Here is a 19,079-nt window from a genome sequence, read left to right on the forward strand (position 1 = left end):
TACCTACAAGGGAGCACTCACTAGTGTTTGAGTCTTTGTCAGACCGCTTGCAATCTGCCATGAAGGGCCTTCGTGGCAAGGGCAAGTTGTCCGAGGCTGATATCAATGCCACTGCTCGCGAGATCCGCCTTGCGCTGTTGGAGGCAGACGTATCCCTACCGGTGGTGCGTGCCTTCATTAAGCGCATTAAGGAACGCGCCGCGGGGGCAGAGGTATCCGAGGCTCTCAACCCCGCCCAACAGGTCATCAAGATCGTCAACGAGGAGCTCAAGGAGATCTTAGGTGGCGAAACCCGCCGCTTGAACCTGGCCAAGCACCCGCCGACAGTCATTATGCTGGCCGGTCTGCAGGGCGCTGGTAAGACGACCCTGGCCGGTAAGCTAGCTCTGCACCTAGCCAAGCAGGGCCACACTCCGATGCTTGTGGCTTGTGACCTGCAGCGTCCAGGTGCGGTGCAGCAGCTGCAGATCGTCGGTGAGCGCGCCGGGGTAAAGACTTTCGCCCCAGATCCGGGAACCAGCTTGGATTCCCATGAGCACGAGATGGGCACCAGCCACGGCGATCCCGTCGACGTCGCCCAGCGCGGTATCGAAGAGGCTTATCGCAGCCAGCACGACATCGTCATTATCGATACCGCGGGTCGCCTGGGTATCGACGAGGAGCTCATGCGCCAGGCGCGCAATATTCGCGATGCGGTGGAGCCCGACGAGGTGCTCTTTGTTATTGACGCCATGATCGGCCAGGATGCCGTTACGACTGCCGAGGCATTCCGCGATGGCGTGGATTTCACGGGTGTCGTCCTGACGAAGCTGGACGGTGACGCCCGCGGTGGTGCCGCCCTGTCTATCCGCGAGGTCACCGGCAAGCCGATCCTGTTCGCCTCCACCGGCGAGAAGCAGGAAGACTTCGACGTCTTCCACCCGGACCGCATGGCCAACCGCATCCTCGGCATGGGTGACGTGCTCACCCTGATTGAGCAGGCCGAGCAGGTATTGGACGCCGAAAAGGCCGAAGACTCTGCCATGCGCATGGCCTCCGGCGACCTGACGCTCGAGGACTTCCTCGAGCAAATGTTGATGATCCGCAAGATGGGTCCCTTGGGCAACATTCTGAAGATGATGCCGGGTGGCTCCCAGATGTCGAAGATGGCCGACATGGTGGACGAAAAAGAGCTGGATCGCATCCAGGCCATCATCCGCGGCATGACGCCGGCAGAGCGCCAAGACCCGAAGATTCTGAACGCGTCCCGCCGCAAGCGCATCGCCAATGGTTCCGGCGTCAGCGTCTCCGACGTAAACAAGCTGGTGGAGCGCTTCTTTGAGGCCAAGAAGATGATGGGCAAGATGGCCGGCCAGTTCGGCCTGGGTGGACGCTCGGCTACCAAGAAACAGAAGGTTCACCGCAAGGGCAAAAAGGGCAAGAACGCCAAAAAGAAGAAGCAGAACATGCGCAAGGGCATGGGCGGTGGAATGCCGGGAATGGGTGGAATGCCGGGTATGGGTGGCGGCATGCCCAGCATGAAGGATCTGGAAAAGATGCAGGAGCAGCTGCCCCCAGGCTTCGAGGGGATCGATCTGTCGAAGATGAAATTCCCCAAGAAGTAGCGGTTCATTCGCCCGGTGGGATAACGCCTAAGTCGGTAACTTGGGCTACATGGAATTTGAGCTTCATTTCATCCGGCCCACTTCGCGCATCGCCAACAACCACGAAGTTCAGGCGGCGTTGTTGCAGGACGCGGATCTCGAGGAGCTGCGACGCACGCCGGATCCAGCAATGAAGCACTTTGCCCAGGATTTGGGGGACATCCTGGAAGCAGACTTCCCAGCCCGCCGGATGATCAGCGCCACCGTAGATACCGAACATCCATTCGCGGTACACGACATTCGACTCGCAGCGGTTAAGCACCGCGTAAATGCCTATGTGGGTACCAGAGATCTTCTCGTCGACGCCAGCGGTATCAACGGTGCAATTGCTCCAGAGTTTTATCTGACGAACTCCCTGGGCACGGTGTGGACTCAGATCAACGAGCACACCGTGGATCGTGCTTTCGCAGATGCGTTGCGTGCCAGCACCACCGAGGGGGTATGGGTGAGAGTCACCAGTTATGAGCCCCGCCCCGATGAATTCGGGCATTCGATGCGTTTTCACCTGCTGGAAAACGGCGAGATCGAAGTGGTATGGGCAAAAACCAGCAGTGAGCTTGTTGATGTGCAATGGCGTCGGGCTGGCGGGTATGTGGATGCGCGCGCGATGCTCCTCGCCTTCGCGGATCGCTGCCCGACAATTCTCCAGCATTACTGGTCGGTTCCTTCGCAGCGATTGAGGAGTGTGCTGAGACCTGAACTATGTATTGCGACATGCGACCTTAAGCAGCGCATGCAATACAGACTGCGACGGCTCGGGGCATTCCGCGATCTTCCCGAAAAATCCATGCTGTGTCTTCATGACCAGCCCGAGTTTTCGCTGGAGCTGGGAAGAGCCCCTGAAGGAAAATGGCGTGCGGCTCTGAAACGGTCTACGTCAGGTGGCTTGGAAAAGACCTTTGATAACTCCGAAACTTTGTTGGAGATCGCGGAGGCCTATACCCGCAATGAGCGAGGCATGTTCCTTGACTACTTTCCAGAGACCGCCGAGATACCTGAACCGCCGATGCACACTGTGAGTGCGGTGGTTCTTCCAGAACGTGATGAGCCGTGGACCAACTCCTCAGTCTGCAGAATCCATGAGTTTGCGATGAGCCGTAGCTTTCAAGCTGTCGGCTCCGTGGAGAGTTTTCTGCAGGAGATAATGCGGGACTTTGCTTCGTGGTTTGAAGTCATCGACCCAGAAACTGCAGAGCGTGGGCAGATCATGATGAAGGTTCCACAAGAGGAATCGGCTCGTACCTTCGACCTTCTGACGGCCGTCGCCATGCGGCACGGTGTTTCTCTGGTTGTTGATGGGAATTGGGTATTGCTCAATCCGTCCGGACGGCGCGGTGAAGGGGAGTGGCGAAGTACAGCAGAACTTTTCGGGTCGAGCCAGTGCCGAAACCGGTGGGAAATCGCCACACTGCAGGCGATGGAAGAAGCAATGACACTGAGCTACTCGGATTGGCAACTGCGGCTAACCTACACATCCGAAGAACACCCTGGGTGTCGGCAAATTCTCATTGTTGAGCCGGACAGCCAGATTCTCGACAACTTCAGCATTAAGGCCTATACATCCGAGATTGTAGAGGAAGGGCGTTTTCATGGCTGGTCTTTGAAGGAAGCTAAAAAGCTGTCGCAAGGACAAGTCCTCGACCTTTTCGAGCAGGTAACGAAGCAACCGCTAGAGCTTGACGAGTTCATTGACTGGGACATACATTCCGGGGATATAAGGAGTGCTAGTAACCTTCCATTCGAGATCAGCACCCCGACCCTGAACCACCCCATCCGCTTGGATGACCGAAAGTTCTCTCAGTCGCTTAAAGAGTTTGCGTCTAATGACCCAGGCGGCTGGATCGAGATAACGGATGTGCGCACTCCCGGAGACTTCCTAAGGATCGAGCATGCCGATAACCCCGGCTGGGTCATGACGACATGGGGTTACAACAACGGCGAAACCGAACGCGGCGCTGTCTACGCCAGCGATGTCGACGAGACCACCAAGATCTACAAGGAGTTCGTCGGCGATCACTGGACAATGCTGGAAAAGAGGAAAATTCGGGTAGAGCCTAGGAGGGCACAAACCCCGCTTTTTGTCTATCTCCCCAAGCCCCAGACACACAAAAATCACCACGAGCTTGTCCAAGAGTTCAATGCCAACGATCAAATGGATCTGCGTGTTCCGCCATCAGAGATGGAGGACATTTGCCGAGATCTCGAAGAGCTCTTTAAACAGAAGTTTGTGTCACAGCTACGAGTAGAGGTTCCGGTAGATCCGCTTGATACGGAACGTATCCGAGGCATCTGCAAAATCGCATTGAAGCACCATGCGCTTGTATTCGATGCCGATGGAGGACTACTTGCTAATGGTGTCGGCTCCGACATTCAGGTCGGAAGTGGAGCAAGATTAACGAACTCGCTCGGCAGTTACTGGCGTGAGGTCTCGCCAAGAACCTTGGACATAGCTTTTGAAGATGCCCTGCGGAGCCCCCATCTGAATGACGCATGGCTGAGAGTTGAAATCGGGCGGAGTTTCTTCCGTCCTAGTCAAGCGTTGTCCGCCCAGCTCCAGCACGACGGCAGTTGGTTGCTAAAGTGGCAGTTTGCGAAGCCCGTCCTTGGCGACCCTAAAAAGAACCTCGAGCTTCGTGCCCGGAACTTTGACGAAGCACAAGAGCTGTTGCTCGCATTCGCGGATCGCAGCCCATACCTCGGTCAGCTCCCGTGGCGTGAGGACGAAGCAGTAGGCGCGATGGAGAAAGTAACTCTAGAAAAGCGACAGGCTTTGCCGCTTCGCCGCTTCGACGCCGTGATCGAACTTCCGCGGGGAACCATGATGCCACTGCAGGATAAGCCTGGGGAGCGCTTGACATTCGGCCAAACCCATCAGGGTCAATGGCTCGCCACATTGAGCCGGGACAACGGTTTTGCTGCGACTCGAACATTCACTAGTGGACAGGAAACAGTCGAGTTTGCCCGTTGGTACGTGGCTGCCGATGCAGCCGCAGTGAATAGTGCCTTCCAGGCATTCGTGCCGTCCATGGAGGAGCGTTTTGCTCCGCAAGGCGTGGCTGAGGTGAGCCTCTTGGTGCTACCGGAACGCGAAGCACCCTGGGCAGATTCGACCGTTCTGCACTTTCAGAGGTGGCTAGCGCAGAACAATCATTTAACGTCCGGCGACATGGAGGCATTTGTCTATGCCCTGCAGGCAGAGCGGTCTGACAGCGTGCGATTCTCAGGGCCGCAGGGCGCCGCTTTAGAGTCGTTTGCCGTGACGCGCGTGTGGGTGGAGCGGGCGGTGTTTGTCGGAACCTTTGCCACGATTCTGCACCTTGCAATGAAGTACGGGATATCCGTCGTTCTTAACGGCAGGCATGTCTTCTTGAATCATGCTCGAACCGGGACAGATTCCTTGGAATACAGCATGATGATGAAATCGAACCATAGCTCCGTTACCCAGATTTGGGTACAACCATCGGGCGCGGCGTTCGCGGAATCAGTAAGGAACCTGGCACTCGACGAATTGGTGGAGGTGAGCAAGCACATCCAAATGGCGGCAGGAACGCCAGCTGTAAAGGCCAACGCCGCGCTTCAAGAATTTGCACTTACCGTGAAGAAAAGTAGAAAAGGGTACCGGCTGACTTATGAGGTGCCGGGTGGAATGAACTACGCGGTGAATGGTCTGACGGATGGAGAGACTTGTGCGGCCTTTGAGATCTTTATCCAAGCGCCGTCGGCACTTCTAGGCTCTGTGAAATGGCATGGCTTTGGCCAATCCCCGGTACCGTGGCAGGGGAACACGCGTTTCGAAATGCAGTCGAACCTCTTCGAGCCTGTTCCCCTTGGCCCAGAGAACCTTCACGTTCTGCGGGCTGTGAAGCTGCGAAAGAACGGCGATTTTATCCAGGTGCTCGATTCGCAGGTAGAGGGCGATTACATTCGAGTTTACAACGACGGTGGAAGGTTTCGTACCAGCTTTATTGTCGGATGGGGCCACGATTTCGGACAGATCGAAAACTTTCAGCGGAAGACCAAGAGCCTCGACGAAGCACTGAGACTGGTCGAGCACTATGTCGCTGGAGATCGCCGGGAGTTTATCGCACTCGGCTGGAAGAAGCAGACAGTAAAGGGGCACTAGACGGATTTGGTTCCAGTCGGTAACCGCTACTACACTTATCCGGGTTGTCTGTGTAACACCGTCCCCGACCACGGTCGGCCGGTGGTCACGCGCAGCAAAAATACCAAGGGTTGAACCGGCTCCGTTGACATTGACGGAGTGTCTGAACTGCCCAGTGACCAACTAGAAGAAAAGGAGCCATCACATGGCCGTCAAGATTAAGCTGCAGCGCCTGGGTAAGATCCGTACCCCGGAGTACCGCGTCGTTGTTCAGGATTCCCGCACCAAGCGTTCCGGCAAGGTTATTGAGAACCTGGGCATTTACCAGCCGACCCAGGAGCCTTCCCTGATCCGCATCGACTCCGAGCGTGCACAGTACTGGCTGGGCGTTGGTGCTCAGCCGACCGAGCCTGTTCTGGCTCTGCTGAAGGTCACCGGTGATTGGCAGAAGTTCAAGGGCATCGAGGGTGCAGAGGGCACCCTGAAGGTGGCCGAGGAGAAGAAGTCCAAGCTGGATCTATTCAACGAGGCTCTGGCTGAGGCTGCCGATGGCCCGACCGCAGAGGCTATCACCGAGAAGAAGCGCAAGGCTAAGGAAGAAGCAGAGGCCAAGGCTGCTGCCGAGGCTGCCGCTGCTGAAGAGGCTGCTGCTAAGGAAGCTGAGGAGGCCGAGAAGGCTGAGGCTGCTGACTCCGAGGGCGAAGCTGAGGCTGAGTCCGCAGAGTAAAAGCGCAGGCGATTCTGCCGCCAATCGCTTTTTCACCCCAGGTATGAGCATTCATTGCTCGCCTGGGGTTTTCTCTTGGGCTTTTCTTTGATCTTGGCCGAAGGTAGTGCCCCCATAACTACCGCTTGAATGTGTTGTCGGTCATGGGGAGTAGACTCAATGACTGTCATCACAGAAACGGCTGCAAGCCCGGATGTGGAGTTTTCGCTAGAGGCAAAGAAGGCATCCCTCAATGAACGTCGAAGAAACCGTCAGTGGTTACTACCAGCAGATCATCCAGCGCAACGCTGGTGAACCCGAATTTCACCAGGCTGTCGCCGAGGTGCTAGACAGCCTGACGTATGTGCTGAAGAAGGACGAGCACTACGCTGACTACGCGCTGATTGAGCGCATGTGCGAGCCAGAGCGCCAGGTCATCTTCCGCGTGCCGTGGATCACCGACGAGGGTGAAGTTCGCGTCAACCGCGGCTTCCGCGTGCAGTTCAACTCCGTGCTGGGGCCCTACAAGGGTGGCCTGCGGTTTCACCCGTCTGTAAACCTGGGCATCATCAAGTTCCTGGGATTCGAGCAAATCTTTAAGAACTCCCTCACCGGACTGCCCATCGGTGGCGGCAAGGGCGGTTCCGACTTCGACCCGAAGGGAAAGTCGAACCGTGAGATCATGTCGTTCTGCCAGTCCTTTATGACGGAGTTGCACAATCATATCGGCGAAGAAGTGGACGTTCCTGCCGGCGATATCGGCGTGGGCGGCCGGGAAATCGGCTACCTGTTTGGCCAATACCGTCGCATGACGAACCGTCACGAGTCCGGCGTACTCACCGGCAAGGGGCTGACTTGGGGTGGATCCCTCGTGCGTACTGAAGCTACCGGCTTCGGCACCGTGTACTTCACTCAGGAGATGATGGGGGCTCACGGCGATCGCTTCGACGGTGCGAAGGTGATTGTTTCCGGTTCCGGTAATGTTGCGATCTACGCAGCTCAGAAGGCTCAGGAGCTTGGTGCGACCGTCGTGGCTATGTCCGATTCCTCTGGATATGTATTCACCCCGGAGGGCGTGGACATCGAGCTGCTGAAGGACGTGAAGGAGGTTCGTCGCGCCCGCTTGTCCGATTACGCCAAGGAGACCGATGGCGTGACCTACCACGCTGGCGGCAATATCTGGGAGGTCGAGGCAGACGTAGCCCTACCATGTGCCACCCAGAATGAGCTGGACGGTGAAGCCGCAAAGATACTGGCGGACAACGGCTGCCGCTATGTTGCCGAGGGCGCAAACATGCCCTGCACTCCGGAAGCCATTGAGGTATTCCGCAAGCGCAAGATCTTTTTTGCCCCGGGCAAGGCAGCCAACGCTGGTGGTGTCGCAACCTCCGCACTGGAGATGCAGCAGAACGCCTCCCGCGATTCCTGGAGTTTCGACTACACGGATAAGCGACTGCGCGACATCATGCGCGGCATCTTCAAGTCCTGCGACATCACAGCCAAGGAATACGACAAGGAAGACGACTACATCATCGGCGCTAACATTGCCGGCTTCCGTAAGGTGGCAGACGCTATGCTCGCCCAGGGCGTCATCTAGCCAATGGAGCTGCAGATCGGTCGGGTAATTAAACCCCATGGCGTGCGTGGAGAGGTTGTTGTCGATCCCACGACGGACACCCCGGAGCAGCGTTTCGCCACCGGCGAGGTTCTCACAGGTAAGCAGGCGGGTAAGGAGCTGAAGCTCACCGTGCGCGCCTATCGCCCTCACCAGGGGCGCCTCCTGGTCACGTTCGAGGAAATCACTGACCGCACCACCGCCGAATCGCTACGCGGCGTACGCTTCTTTGCCGCTCCGATCCACGACGAGGATGATGACGGTTTCTACGACCACGAACTCGAGGGTTTGAACGCCTATCTTCTCGCGCCCGGCACGGATGCCGAAGGAGACGCGATCGAGCTCGGGGATCTGGTCGGCGAGGTCGTCGGCGTCGAGCACACCCCAGCCGGGCAGTTGCTCGCTATTCTTATTGACGCCGAATCCCAGCTGCCCACAGCTGGAAAGCAAGTACTAGTGCCCTTCCGTCATGAGATCGTCCCGGTGGTGGATCTGGAAGAAGAAGTAATCGTACTGACCCCGCCAGAGGGGCTTTTGGAGCTGAGTTAGCTTTGCGCCTGGATGTTGTAACGATCTTCCCTGAGTACCTCGAACCTCTGCGCCATGCTCTGCTGGGCAAGGCCATCGAGCAGGGAATCTTAAGCGTCGGCGTGCACAACCTGCGGGCCTGGACCAACGACGTACACCAGTCGGTGGACTCCACCCCCTGCGGCGGTGGCCCGGGCATGGTGATGAAGCCCGAGGTGTGGGGGCCAGCACTTGATGATGTGGCGGCGGGAACCGGTCCGGCAGCTGCCACAGCCGACCTGGAAACCTCCGCGGAACACAAACGCAACCTGCTGTCCGCAACCCCCGAGATCGATGCTGAGGTGGCAAGCGGGGGAAAAGGTGGCGTCACAAAACCGCTGCTTATCGTGCCCACACCGGCAGGGCGACCGTTTACCCAAGACATGGCTGAACGGTGGAGTAGGGAAGAGCATGTCGTGTTTGCCTGCGGCCGCTATGAGGGCATTGACCAGCGCGTAGTGGAGGATGCACAGAACCGCTATCGCGTGGAGGAAGTCAGCATCGGTGACTATGTACTGATTGGCGGCGAGGTAGCGGTGCTCGTCATGGCGGAAGCCATGGTGAGGCTGATCCCTGGCGTGTTGGGTAACCAAGCTAGCCACCAGGAGGATTCCTTCCAAGATGGTCTCTTAGAAGGGCCTAGCTACACGCGTCCCAGGCAGTGGCGTGGTCTGGACGTGCCCGACGTATTGTTTAGCGGCAACCATGCCAAGATCGCCCAATGGCGCCGGGAGCAATCCCTCGCCAGGACCAAAAAAATACGCCCTGACTTGCTGGGTAGCGTGGAGCTATCCGAAGCAGACCGGGCGTACCTTGACGGCCTAGAAGGCTAAACGCTCCTAGTGGTCAGCGCCGGGGATGGCGTTGACGTGGTCGCGAACCTTCTCGCCTTCCGCGTACAGCGGCATGTCCTGCTTGGCGCGGTAGAAGGGAGCGTCGATCGGATCCAGTGGCTTTTCACCCTTGATCAGGTCGGCAGCCTTTTCCGCCAACATGACGACAGGAGCGTAGATGTTGCCGTTGGTAATGATCGGCATGACCGATGCATCGGCAATGTACAGGCCGTCAACGCCGTGCACCTGCATGGTCTCCGGGTCGACAACGGCCATCTCGTCGTCTGCCGGGCCCATCTTGGCGGTACAGGAGGGGTGCAGGGCAGTCTCTGCGTCATTGCGAACCCACTCCAGGATCTCCTCATCGGTCTGCACAGCAGCGCCGGGGGAGATCTCGCCGTCGGTGAACTCCTTCATTGCCGGGGTATCAAGCAGCTTGCGGGAGGTACGCACTGCCTCGACCCACTCGCGGCGATCTTGCTCGGTGGCCAGGTAGTTAAACAGGATCTCCGGCTTTTCCTTCGGGTCATTGGACTTGATGTGTACGTGCCCCAGGGTATCGGAGTACATCGGGCCGACGTGGAACTGGAAGCCGTGCTCGCCTTCCGGCTGGGAGCCGTCGTAGCGGATCGCCATCGGCAGGAAGTGGAACATCAGATTCGGGTAGGCCTCGTCGTCGTTGGAGCGGGCGAAGCCACCGGCCTCGAAGTGGGAGGAAGCAACCGGGCCACGGCGGGTCAGCAGCCACTGCAGACCGATGAACGGGCGGTTGATCATCTTGTAGTAGGGCTGGGAGCTGACCGGCTGGGTGCAGTTGTACTGCACGTAGACCTCGAGGTGGTCCTGCAGGTTGTTACCCACACCGGGCAGGTGCTTCTTGACCTCGACGCCTGCCTTCTCCAGCACTGCGCGGTCGCCGATGCCGGATAGCTCAAGTAGCTGCGGGGTGTTGAAGGCGCCGCCGCAAAGGATGACCTTGTCGGCGAAGACACGGTGGGTCTGACCCTTCCACTGGTATTCCACGCCCACGGCCTTGCCGTTTTCAATGATTACTTGGGTGGTGAATGCGCGGGTGCGCACGTCGAGGTTCTTGCGGTTCATTACCGGGTGCAGGTACGCACGAGCCGCGGAGAGGCGCTTGCCCTCGAAGATGTTGCGGTCGAAGGGTGCGAAGCCCTCCTGTCGGTAGCCATTTACATCGTTGGTCAGGTTGTAGCCGGCTTCCTGGACGGACTTAAAGAAGGCCTGGAATAGTGGGCTGGTTGCCGGGCCACGGGTCAGCTTCAGCGGACCGTTGTGGCCACGACGTGGGTCATCAGGGTCAGCGGCCAGCGCGGTTTCCATCTTGTTGAAGTAGGGCAGGACGTGGCTCCAGCCCCAGTTGGACATGCCTGGCAGGTTGCCCCACTTTTCGTAATCCATCGGGTTGCCGCGCTGGAAGATCATGCCGTTGATGGAGGAGGAGCCACCCAGCACCTTGCCGCGGGCGTGGTAGATACGGCGACCGTTCATCTCTGGCTCCGGCTCGGACTCGTACTCCCAGTCGTAGTGCTTGTCGCCGATAGGGAAGGAGAATGCGGCGGGCATATGGATGAACAGATCCCACAGGGAGTCGGGGCGTCCGGCCTCTAGAACCATGACGTCCTTGGTGGAGTCTTCGGAAAGTCGGTTGGCCAAAACCGAACCTGCGGATCCGCCGCCGACGATGACAATATCGCGACGACGATCTTCGACGACCTGGCCTTCGGTGTCGTTCTTCTTACCTGGAATCAGCTTGTCGATGAAGCCCATCTATTCACTTACCTCCTAGTTAAATGACTGAACAAAATCTAGTATGCCAGTTTCTTAATAGGATTTCTAGGCAGCAGGTAAAGCCTAATTTTGGCACACCTCGCTAGTGAGGTGAGAATGGCACCTATATGAGGGGTTCGGCTGGCATATTAGAAATAGCTGTGTAGTCTAGAAAATTGTATTTCTTAGAAAATGAACTCCCTTTGGCGGGAAGTAATCGAGGAGAATTACATGACCAATTCCGACAACGACTCCCGGCCCGAATCGACTGACGGTGCCACAAGCACCGGGCCGCCTGCACAAAACGACCTCAAAGCCCGGCGCATCGTGGGAAGGAAGAAGGCCTCCGGTCCGCGTGTCATTGTCGGCTCTTTTGATGTTAATGACCGCGATAGCTATTCGCCCGGTGAAGTAACGCCCCCTAAGACCAATTGGCCTGTGTTCATCATCTCCGCCTTGGGCATCCTCGCAGTTGCGCTCTATGCCTTCGTGGGGCGGGAGCAAGCCAAGGACACTTTGGCGTCGGTGACTGGCTGGATCTCCACCAACCTCGGCTGGTTTTACATCGTCACCGCAACAGTCGCTGTGATCTTCGTCCTCGTGGTCGCCTTTTCCAAGTCCGGTTCGATCCGCCTTGGGCCAGACCACTCTCGCCCGCAATTCCGCCTATTCTCCTGGTCGGCGATGCTCTTCGCCGCTGGTATCGGTGTAGACCTGATGTTTTTCGCCGTAGCCGAGCCTGTCACTCAGTACATGGCTCCGCCCGTCGGCGATGGACAAACCCGGGAAGCTGCCGAGCAAGCCGTCGTGTGGGCTCTCTTCCACTACGGCATCACCGGTTGGGCTCTCTACGCCCTGATGGGCATGGCCTTCGGCTACTACGCCTACCGCCTGAACATGCCTCTAGCTATCCGTAGCGCCCTGTACCCGTTGATCGGCAAGCGCATCCACGGTCCCATCGGAGGTGCGGTGGACATTGCCGCAGTTCTGGGCACCGTCTTCGGCATCGCCGCCTCTCTCGGTATCGGCGTGGTGCAGCTGACCTATGGCCTGCACCTCATCTTCGGCTGGGACGAAGGTGTCGCCGTACAATCCGGCCTGATCATTTTCGCCGTCGGCGTGGCCACTCTCTCTGCGGTCTCTGGCGTGGACAAGGGCATCAAGCGACTGAGCGAAATCAATGTGTTGCTCGCCATTGGCTTGGTCGTTTACGTCACGGTGACCGGCCAGACTGCCTTCCTTCTTGACGCCCTCGTCATGAATATCGGTGACTATGTCTCGTCATTCCCAGGCATGACCATGGACACGTTTGCTTTCTCCGAGGATCCGGAATCCACCAAGGCCTGGATGGGCGCCTGGACCCTGTTCTTCTGGGCCTGGTGGGTGGCATGGGCTCCCTTTGTCGGTCTATTCCTGGCCCGCATCTCCCGTGGCCGCACCCTGCGACAGTTCGTCGTCGGCGTGCTGACCATTCCCTTCCTATTCATCCTGCTGTGGATGAGCCTGTTTGGTAATACCGCTTTGCGTCGCGTTATCAGCGGAGATATGGACTTCGCCAACAACACGATGGAGTATCCGGAACAAGGTTTCTATGCCTTGCTGCAGGACATGGGTGGCGGCACGGTACTGATCGTTCTCTCCACACTGATCGGCCTGCTGCTGTACATCACCTCTGCCGACTCCGGCGCTCTAGTGACCGCCAACTTCACCTCCAAGATCGAAGATTCCCGCCAGGACGGGGCGAAGTGGTCCCGCATTTTCTGGGCTGTATTGGTCGGTGTACTGACGCTTGTCATGTTGCAAGTTAATGGCGTCGAAACAGTGCAGTACGCAACCATCGTGATGGGGCTTCCGTTCACCATCGTGATCTACCTCATCATGCTTGGACTATGGCGCTCGCTGCGCCTGGAGAGCTACGCGACAGAAGCCCGCAGCGTTTCCCTGCACAGCGCCATGTCCGGCCGCTCGAGTGGATCTGGGGACAATCAGTCTTGGCGCAAGCGCCTCTCGCGAGCCTCCACGTGGCCCAGCGCTTCCAAGGCCAATGAATATCTGGTCAACGTCGCCCAGCCCGCTTTGGCATCCGTCGCCCGCGAACTGAATGACAAGGGAATCGAGACTACGCTGGTGGCTGCCGAAGTGCCCAACCTGCCGGTAAACCAGCTGGATCTCACCCTGCACCTGGGCGAAGAACAAGATTTCCGCTACCAGATCTACCCAATGGAACATCCGGTGCCGAGCTTTACTCGCAGCACTAGCAATGGGGAGAACTACTACCGCTTGGAGGTCTTCGATAACACGGGCTCCCTCGGCTACGACATTTACGGCTACACGACCGAGCAATTGATCGATAACGTCCTGGATCTCTACGAGCGTCACCTAGAGTTCCTGCACATGCAGCGCGACTTGCCAGGTACCTCGGACATGTCCGACGGTGCCGACCCCGTGCGTGCCTGGACCGAAGACTAAAACCTTTCACTCGACTGTAAGAACAATCGGAAAGCGAGAACCTCAAATATGAACGCTGCACTCTTCGACCCGACTACCTGCGATCTGCTGGCCGGGGTACACCACAATGAAGGCGCCCCCGCTTCGCTGTTTATCAACGGCAAGTGGGTGCCAGCCAACAACGGTGAGACCCGCACCATCATCAACCCCGCTGATAACACCACGGTAGGAGTGGTCTCCGAGGCCTCCGACGAAGATACGAACAAGGCCATCGCTGCCGCCCGCGCTGCCTTCGATTCCGGTGTATGGGCGGATGTTCCCGCTGTCGAGCGTGGCAAGTTGCTGCTGAAGGTCGCTGAGAAGATCCGCGAGAACAAAGATGACTTCGCCCGTGCAGAAGCAGCCGACACCGGCAAGCGCCTGGCCGAAGCAGAGATCGACATGGATGACATTGCCAACTCTTTTGAGTTCTTTGGCACTCTCGTCCAGCACCAGGCGGGTCGTGTGGTCGATCCGGGTGATGCGAATGTTCGCTCTCGTATCGACGCCGAACCCGTCGGCGTGTGCGGCCTGATCACTCCGTGGAACTATCCACTGCTGCAGGTGGCCTGGAAGGTTGCACCGGCATTGGCGGCGGGTAACTCCTTTGTGCTGAAGCAGGCGGAACTGACGCCACACACCGCGATGATGCTGATGACAGTTCTGAATCAGGTGGGACTGCCCGCAGGCGTGGCGAACCTGATCACCGGCGCGGGCGCCAATTGCGGCAACCCCCTCTCGCAAAGCCCGGACGTGGACATGGTCAGCTTCACCGGTGGCCTTGTTACCGGCAAGCTAATCGCCCGGAATGCGGCGGAGACCGTCAAGCGCGTGGCTTTGGAGCTGGGCGGCAAGAACCCGAATGTCATTTTTGCCGACTCAGACTTCGACGCGGCAGTAGATAACGCGCTCAACGGCGCATTCGTGCACTCGGGCCAGGTGTGCTCCGCGGGCTCCCGCATCGTGGTGGAGGAGTCCATCCACGATGAATTCGTCAAGGCACTCGTGGCCAAGGCTGAGCAGATCAAGATCGGTGGCCCGCTGGATGAGGCTGCCGAGACCGGCGCCTTGATTTCTGCCGACCACCGGGACAAGGTCGCCGCTTACGTCGATCATGCACGTGAGCAGGGCGCCAACATTCTCTGCGGTGGTCGAATCCCGACTGCTGAGGACAACGAGGGTAGCCACGCGACGGGCAACACCGACCTGACTAAGGGCGTGTTCTACCTGCCGACCATCATTGATGGCTGCACTCAGGAGATGGACTGCGTTCACGATGAAGCCTTCGGCCCCACCGTGACCATCGAGACCTTCACCACTGAGGACGAGGCCGTCGCCATTGCCAATGACACGGAGTACGGCCTGGCTGGCGCCGTGTGGACCACGGATGGCGGAAGGGCTGAACGGGTCGCGCGCAAGCTGCGTCACGGTACCATTTGGATTAATGATTTCCACCCCTACCTGCCCCAGGCAGAGTGGGGCGGAATGAAGCAGTCCGGCAATGGCCGAGAACTTGGCCCCACCGGACTGGCCGAGTACCAAGAGCACAAGCATGTTTACACGAACATCGCCCCGGCGGTAACGGGGTGGTTTAAAGGATAGGGTCTGCAGCCGGAGCTGACTGAGTTCACCAACGACGCCCCGGAGTGGGGCGAGGACTTCGGCAAGCAGTAGCCCCTCTAGAATGTGGGGAATGACCGATAGCATCGCTAGCAGCATTGCCCACGAACTTGGGGTGGAAGTTTCTCGCGTCCAAGCGACCATCGATTTGCTCGACGGTGGGGCGACCGTGCCTTTCATCGCCCGCTACCGTAAGGAGATCACCGGTGGCATGGATGATGGCCAGTTGCGCCAGCTAGAGCAGCGCCTCGATTACCTGCGCGAGCTGGCCGCGCGCAAGGAAACAATCCTGAAGAGCATTGACGAGCAGGGCAAGCTGACCGATGAGCTGCGGCAAAAAATTTTGGAAGTGGACACGAAGGCAAGGCTCGAGGACCTCTACCTGCCGTTCAAGAAGTCCCGTCGCACCAAGGCTGCCATCGCGCGAGAGGCGGGGCTCGGGGAACTGGTCGAAAAGCTCCTCGCCGGCGGTAGTCCCGAACTGGCGGAAAGCTATGTTCAAGAAGGTTTTGTTGACGCCGCCGCAGTGATGGCGGGCGCCAGAGCCATCGTGGTTGAGGACATTTCCACCGACGCCGATGTGGTGGGGGAGATTCGCGAGGAGTACTTCCGCCGGGGCCGCGCCGAATCCGCGGTCATCGAGGGCAAGGAGGAGGAAGGCCAGAAGTACCGCGATTACTTTGAGTTCAATGAGCCTTTCGGGGATTTGCCAAGCCACCGCGTGCTAGCACTGCTGCGCGGCGAAAACGAGGGCGTGCTGCGTGTTAACTTCGCCCCGGGGGAGAGTGACGAGTTCTACCAGGGAATCATCGCTGACCGCACCGGGTTGGGGTCGCAGGGGGACGCGGCGGATAAGTTCCGTGCCGAGTGTGTTCGCTTCGGCTGGCGCACCAAGCTGGCCGTGAGCTCTGCGGTGGATGCGCGGATGCGCCTTAAGGAAAAAGCAGACGAAGCTGCAGTCAATGTCTTTTCCAAGAACCTGAAGGATCTGCTCTTGGCGGCACCGGCTGGCCACCGCGCGACCTTAGGGCTGGATCCGGGCTATCGCAATGGAGTGAAATGCGCCGTCGTGGACAGCACCGGCAAGGTTTTGGATACGGTTGTGGTCTATCCACACTCCGGACAGTGGGATAAAGCTCGCACCATTTTGAGCGCCCTCGTGAACAAGCACGGCGTGGAACTGCTAGCCGTGGGCAACGGCACCGCCAGCCGCGAAACCGAGAAATTGGCAAAGGAAATTGCCGGGCTGGCCGAGGGGACGAAGCCCCAGACGGTCGTCATTTCCGAAGCCGGCGCATCGGTGTACTCCGCCTCAGAGGTGGCCGCACAGGAGTTCCCCGATATGGATGTCTCCCTCCGTGGGGCTGTCTCCATCGCTCGACGTCTACAGGATCCCTTGGCAGAATTGGTGAAGATCGACCCGAAGTCGATCGGTGTCGGCCAGTACCAGCACGATGTGAACCAGGCTCTGCTGGCCGCCGGGTTGGATAGCGTGGTGGAGGATGCAGTGAACTCCGTGGGTGTGGATGTCAACCTTGCCAGCGCCCCGTTGCTCAGCCGAGTCGCAGGTGTTACGCCCACGTTGGCCGAAAATATTGTGGCCTACAGGGACGAAAACGGGGCGTTTAAGTCCCGCAAGGAGTTGCTGAAGGTTCCCCGTCTGGGGCCGAAGGCTTTCGAACAGGCCGCGGGCTTCCTCCGCATCAATGGTGCGGCTGATCCGCTGGATGGGTCGGCAGTCCACCCAGAGGCTTATCCATTGGTTCGGCGCATTGTTGAATCCACGGGCGTGCAGGTGCCACAGCTTGTGGGCAACACCGCCGTGCTAGGCAAACTGCGCGCCAAAGACTTCGCCGATGACACATTCGGAATTCCCACAATCACGGACGTTTTAGCGGAATTGGACAAGCCCGGGCGCGATCCACGCCCGACGTTTAAGACCGCCACGCTGGCCGAAGGGATTGAGACCATCAAGGATCTACGCCCCGGCATGGTGCTGGAAGGCACCGTGACGAATGTTGCCGCCTTCGGTGCATTCGTGGATGTCGGCGTCCACCAGGATGGCCTTGTCCACGTCTCCGCAATGAGCAATCAATTCGTCAAGGATCCACACGACGTGGTGAGCTCTGGCGAGGTTGTAAAGGTGCGCGTGGTCGACGTGGATGTGCCCCGCAACCGCATCGGGCTTTCCCTACGCTTGCAGGATGAGCCAAAGGCCAGCGGCAAGCAGGGCAGAAAGAAGCGCCAGCCACAGGGCAGCATGGCCGCTGCACTAAAAAACGCCGGATTTGGTAAACGCCGCTGAACGATGGCATACTACTCGAGTTAATTTCTGTTGTGGGTACGAACCCGTAGGCGCGTGGAACAAGCGAAAAGCCGCGAGGATCCTCTATCCAGACGAGCAAAAGGATTTTATCCATGCACATTCTTGACAAGGTTGACGCAGCTCAGCTGCGCGATGACATTCCTGATTTCCGCCCTGGCGACACCCTGGACGTTCACGTCAAGGTTATCGAGGGCAGCAAGTCCCGTCTGCAGGTTTTCCGCGGCGTTGTAATCCGTCGTCAGAACTCCGGCATCCGCGAGACCTTCACCATCCGTAAGATCTCCTTCGGCATTGGTGTGGAGCGTACCTTCCCGGTTCACTCCCCGAACATCGACCACATCGACGTTCTGTCCCGCGGTAAGGTTCGCCGTGCGAAGCTGTACTACCTGCGCGAGCGTCGCGGCAAGGCAGCCCGCATCAAGGAGCGCCGCTAGTACTTACCCTCTAAGTGCTAACTACCCAGCCACAGTTTCGTGGCTGGGTTTTTTGCTTTTCCTGCCACTGGTATCCTGGCTATTTGTGACTCATCGACAGGAACCGAACGATCCCCAGCAGCTCCCTGGCCAGCCGGGCGAGTACCCCACCCAGCGCCCAGCCCCGGAAGACGCCAATGGTGAACCGAAGGCCGCTGCGCAGCCGGAGGATGGGGCGTCACCTAACAAAAAGAAGAAAGAGAAGCAGAAGAAGACCTACCCATGGTGGGTCGAAATGCCGATCATCATCCTGGTGACGATGCTAGTGCTAGGAGCGTTCAACAACTTCGTTGGCCGCATGTACTTGATTCCTTCCGAGTCGATGGAACCCACTCTCCACGGCTGTCAGGGATGTACGCCCGACCGCATCTTCGTCAACAAACTGGCTTATCGTGGCAACAAGATGCCTGATCCGGGCGACGTAATTGTCTTCGTGGGCACCGAATCGTGGAATGAAGAATACACTTCCCGTCGCAGTTCCAATGGTGTCGTGCGTGGCCTGCAGAACCTCGGCGCCACCATCGGCATTGTCGCTCCCGATGAAAATACCCTGGTCAAGCGCGTGATTGCCACCGGTGGGCAGACGGTGCAGTGCCAGGAGGGCGACCCGGGAATCATGGTCAACGGTAAGAAGGTCGATGATTCTTACACGATGGATCCGCCCGTCAACCCGATCGACCCCACCATGGGATCTAAGGAATGCCAGGGTAACTACTTCGGCCCGGTTACCGTGCCGGATGATGCCGTCTGGGTTATGGGCGATAACCGCACCAACTCCCTGGATTCTCGCGCGCACATGGGGGATGAGCACCAGGGCACCATCCCGGTGGAAAACATCGTCGGCGAGGTCGAGTCCATTCTGTTGCCAGTTAACCGTATCGGTGGCGTGGACTCCCTGCCGATCCAGGGCTAAAGC

12 protein-coding genes are annotated in these 19,079 nt (G+C 58.5%); 11 read left to right on the plus strand and 1 reads right to left on the minus strand.

Features of this window, described 5'->3' with window-relative positions:
* The first annotated feature begins 23 nt into the window (after positions 1–23).
* The 6 genes from ffh (at position 24) to trmD (ending at position 9,466) form a co-directional block, all read left to right on the plus strand.
* Positions 24–1,604: a signal recognition particle protein gene (gene ffh / locus ACWXWJ_RS00180; protein WP_473963168.1), complete on the plus strand. Its 1,581-nt coding sequence runs from the start codon at positions 24–26 to the stop codon at positions 1,602–1,604.
* Positions 1,605–1,653: 49 nt separating this feature from the next.
* Positions 1,654–5,766, plus strand: coding sequence for a hypothetical protein (locus ACWXWJ_RS00185; RefSeq protein WP_473963169.1), 4,113 nt, complete (start codon positions 1,654–1,656; stop codon positions 5,764–5,766).
* Positions 5,767–5,950: 184 nt separating this feature from the next.
* Entirely contained in the window at positions 5,951–6,472 is a 522-nt protein-coding gene (gene rpsP, locus ACWXWJ_RS00190) for a 30S ribosomal protein S16 (protein ID WP_293789998.1), read from the plus strand.
* 232 nt (positions 6,473–6,704) lie between these two features.
* Positions 6,705–8,048 carry an NADP-specific glutamate dehydrogenase gene (gene gdhA / locus ACWXWJ_RS00195; protein WP_448307589.1) on the plus strand — a complete coding sequence of 448 codons (1,344 nt, stop codon included), beginning with the start codon at positions 6,705–6,707 and terminating at the stop codon, positions 8,046–8,048.
* Between the two features lie 3 nt (positions 8,049–8,051).
* Positions 8,052–8,615, plus strand: coding sequence for a ribosome maturation factor RimM (gene rimM / locus ACWXWJ_RS00200; RefSeq protein ID WP_473963170.1), 564 nt, complete (start codon positions 8,052–8,054; stop codon positions 8,613–8,615).
* A gap of 2 nt (positions 8,616–8,617) precedes the next feature.
* Positions 8,618–9,466, plus strand: coding sequence for a tRNA (guanosine(37)-N1)-methyltransferase TrmD (trmD, locus tag ACWXWJ_RS00205; protein ID WP_473963171.1), 849 nt, complete (start codon positions 8,618–8,620; stop codon positions 9,464–9,466).
* A 6-nt stretch (positions 9,467–9,472) separates the two neighbouring features.
* Here trmD and betA read toward each other — a convergent pair whose 3' ends face one another.
* Positions 9,473–11,257: a choline dehydrogenase gene (gene betA / locus ACWXWJ_RS00210; RefSeq protein ID WP_473963172.1), complete on the minus strand. Its 1,785-nt coding sequence runs from the start codon at positions 11,255–11,257 to the stop codon at positions 9,473–9,475.
* Positions 11,258–11,488: 231 nt separating this feature from the next.
* On the opposite strand from betA, the gene betT reads away from it, so the two are divergent.
* The 5 genes from betT to lepB all read left to right on the plus strand — a co-directional run bounded on the left by betT (position 11,489) and on the right by lepB (position 19,076).
* On the plus strand, positions 11,489–13,726 hold the full coding sequence (betT, locus tag ACWXWJ_RS00215) for a choline BCCT transporter BetT (protein WP_293790013.1): 2,238 nt from the start codon (positions 11,489–11,491) through the stop codon (positions 13,724–13,726).
* A 48-nt stretch (positions 13,727–13,774) separates the two neighbouring features.
* The gene (locus tag ACWXWJ_RS00220; RefSeq protein WP_473963173.1) at positions 13,775–15,346 is read left to right on the plus strand and encodes an aldehyde dehydrogenase family protein; all 1,572 of its coding nucleotides are present in this window, start codon (positions 13,775–13,777) and stop codon (positions 15,344–15,346) included.
* A 91-nt stretch (positions 15,347–15,437) separates the two neighbouring features.
* A complete protein-coding gene (locus ACWXWJ_RS00225) occupies positions 15,438–17,669 on the plus strand; it encodes a Tex family protein (RefSeq protein ID WP_473963174.1) in 2,232 nt (743 codons plus the stop codon).
* 113 nt (positions 17,670–17,782) lie between these two features.
* A complete protein-coding gene (gene rplS / locus ACWXWJ_RS00230; protein ID WP_293790022.1) occupies positions 17,783–18,124 on the plus strand; it encodes a 50S ribosomal protein L19 in 342 nt (113 codons plus the stop codon).
* An 85-nt stretch (positions 18,125–18,209) separates the two neighbouring features.
* Positions 18,210–19,076 (plus strand): signal peptidase I, encoded by an 867-nt coding sequence (gene lepB / locus ACWXWJ_RS00235; protein WP_448307594.1) that lies wholly within the window; start codon positions 18,210–18,212, stop codon positions 19,074–19,076.
* The last annotated feature ends 3 nt before the right edge of the window (positions 19,077–19,079 follow it).

Source organism: Corynebacterium sp. p3-SID1761 (genome assembly GCF_055862885.1).

What these genes read in the sequence shown, in the direction of transcription:
- rimM (WP_473963170.1), top strand. Translation starts at nt 8,052, where the DNA reads ATGGAGCTGCAGATCGGTCGGGTAATTAAACCCCATGGCGTGCGTGGA.
- ACWXWJ_RS00225 (WP_473963174.1), top strand. Translation starts at nt 15,438, where the DNA reads ATGACCGATAGCATCGCTAGCAGCATTGCCCACGAACTTGGGGTGGAA.
- betA (WP_473963172.1), bottom strand. Translation starts at nt 11,257, where the DNA reads ATGGGCTTCATCGACAAGCTGATTCCAGGTAAGAAGAACGACACCGAA.
- ACWXWJ_RS00185 (WP_473963169.1), top strand. Translation starts at nt 1,654, where the DNA reads ATGGAATTTGAGCTTCATTTCATCCGGCCCACTTCGCGCATCGCCAAC.
- rpsP (WP_293789998.1), top strand. Translation starts at nt 5,951, where the DNA reads ATGGCCGTCAAGATTAAGCTGCAGCGCCTGGGTAAGATCCGTACCCCG.
- ACWXWJ_RS00220 (WP_473963173.1), top strand. Translation starts at nt 13,775, where the DNA reads ATGAACGCTGCACTCTTCGACCCGACTACCTGCGATCTGCTGGCCGGG.
- betT (WP_293790013.1), top strand. Translation starts at nt 11,489, where the DNA reads ATGACCAATTCCGACAACGACTCCCGGCCCGAATCGACTGACGGTGCC.
- rplS (WP_293790022.1), top strand. Translation starts at nt 17,783, where the DNA reads ATGCACATTCTTGACAAGGTTGACGCAGCTCAGCTGCGCGATGACATT.
- gdhA (WP_448307589.1), top strand. Translation starts at nt 6,705, where the DNA reads ATGAACGTCGAAGAAACCGTCAGTGGTTACTACCAGCAGATCATCCAG.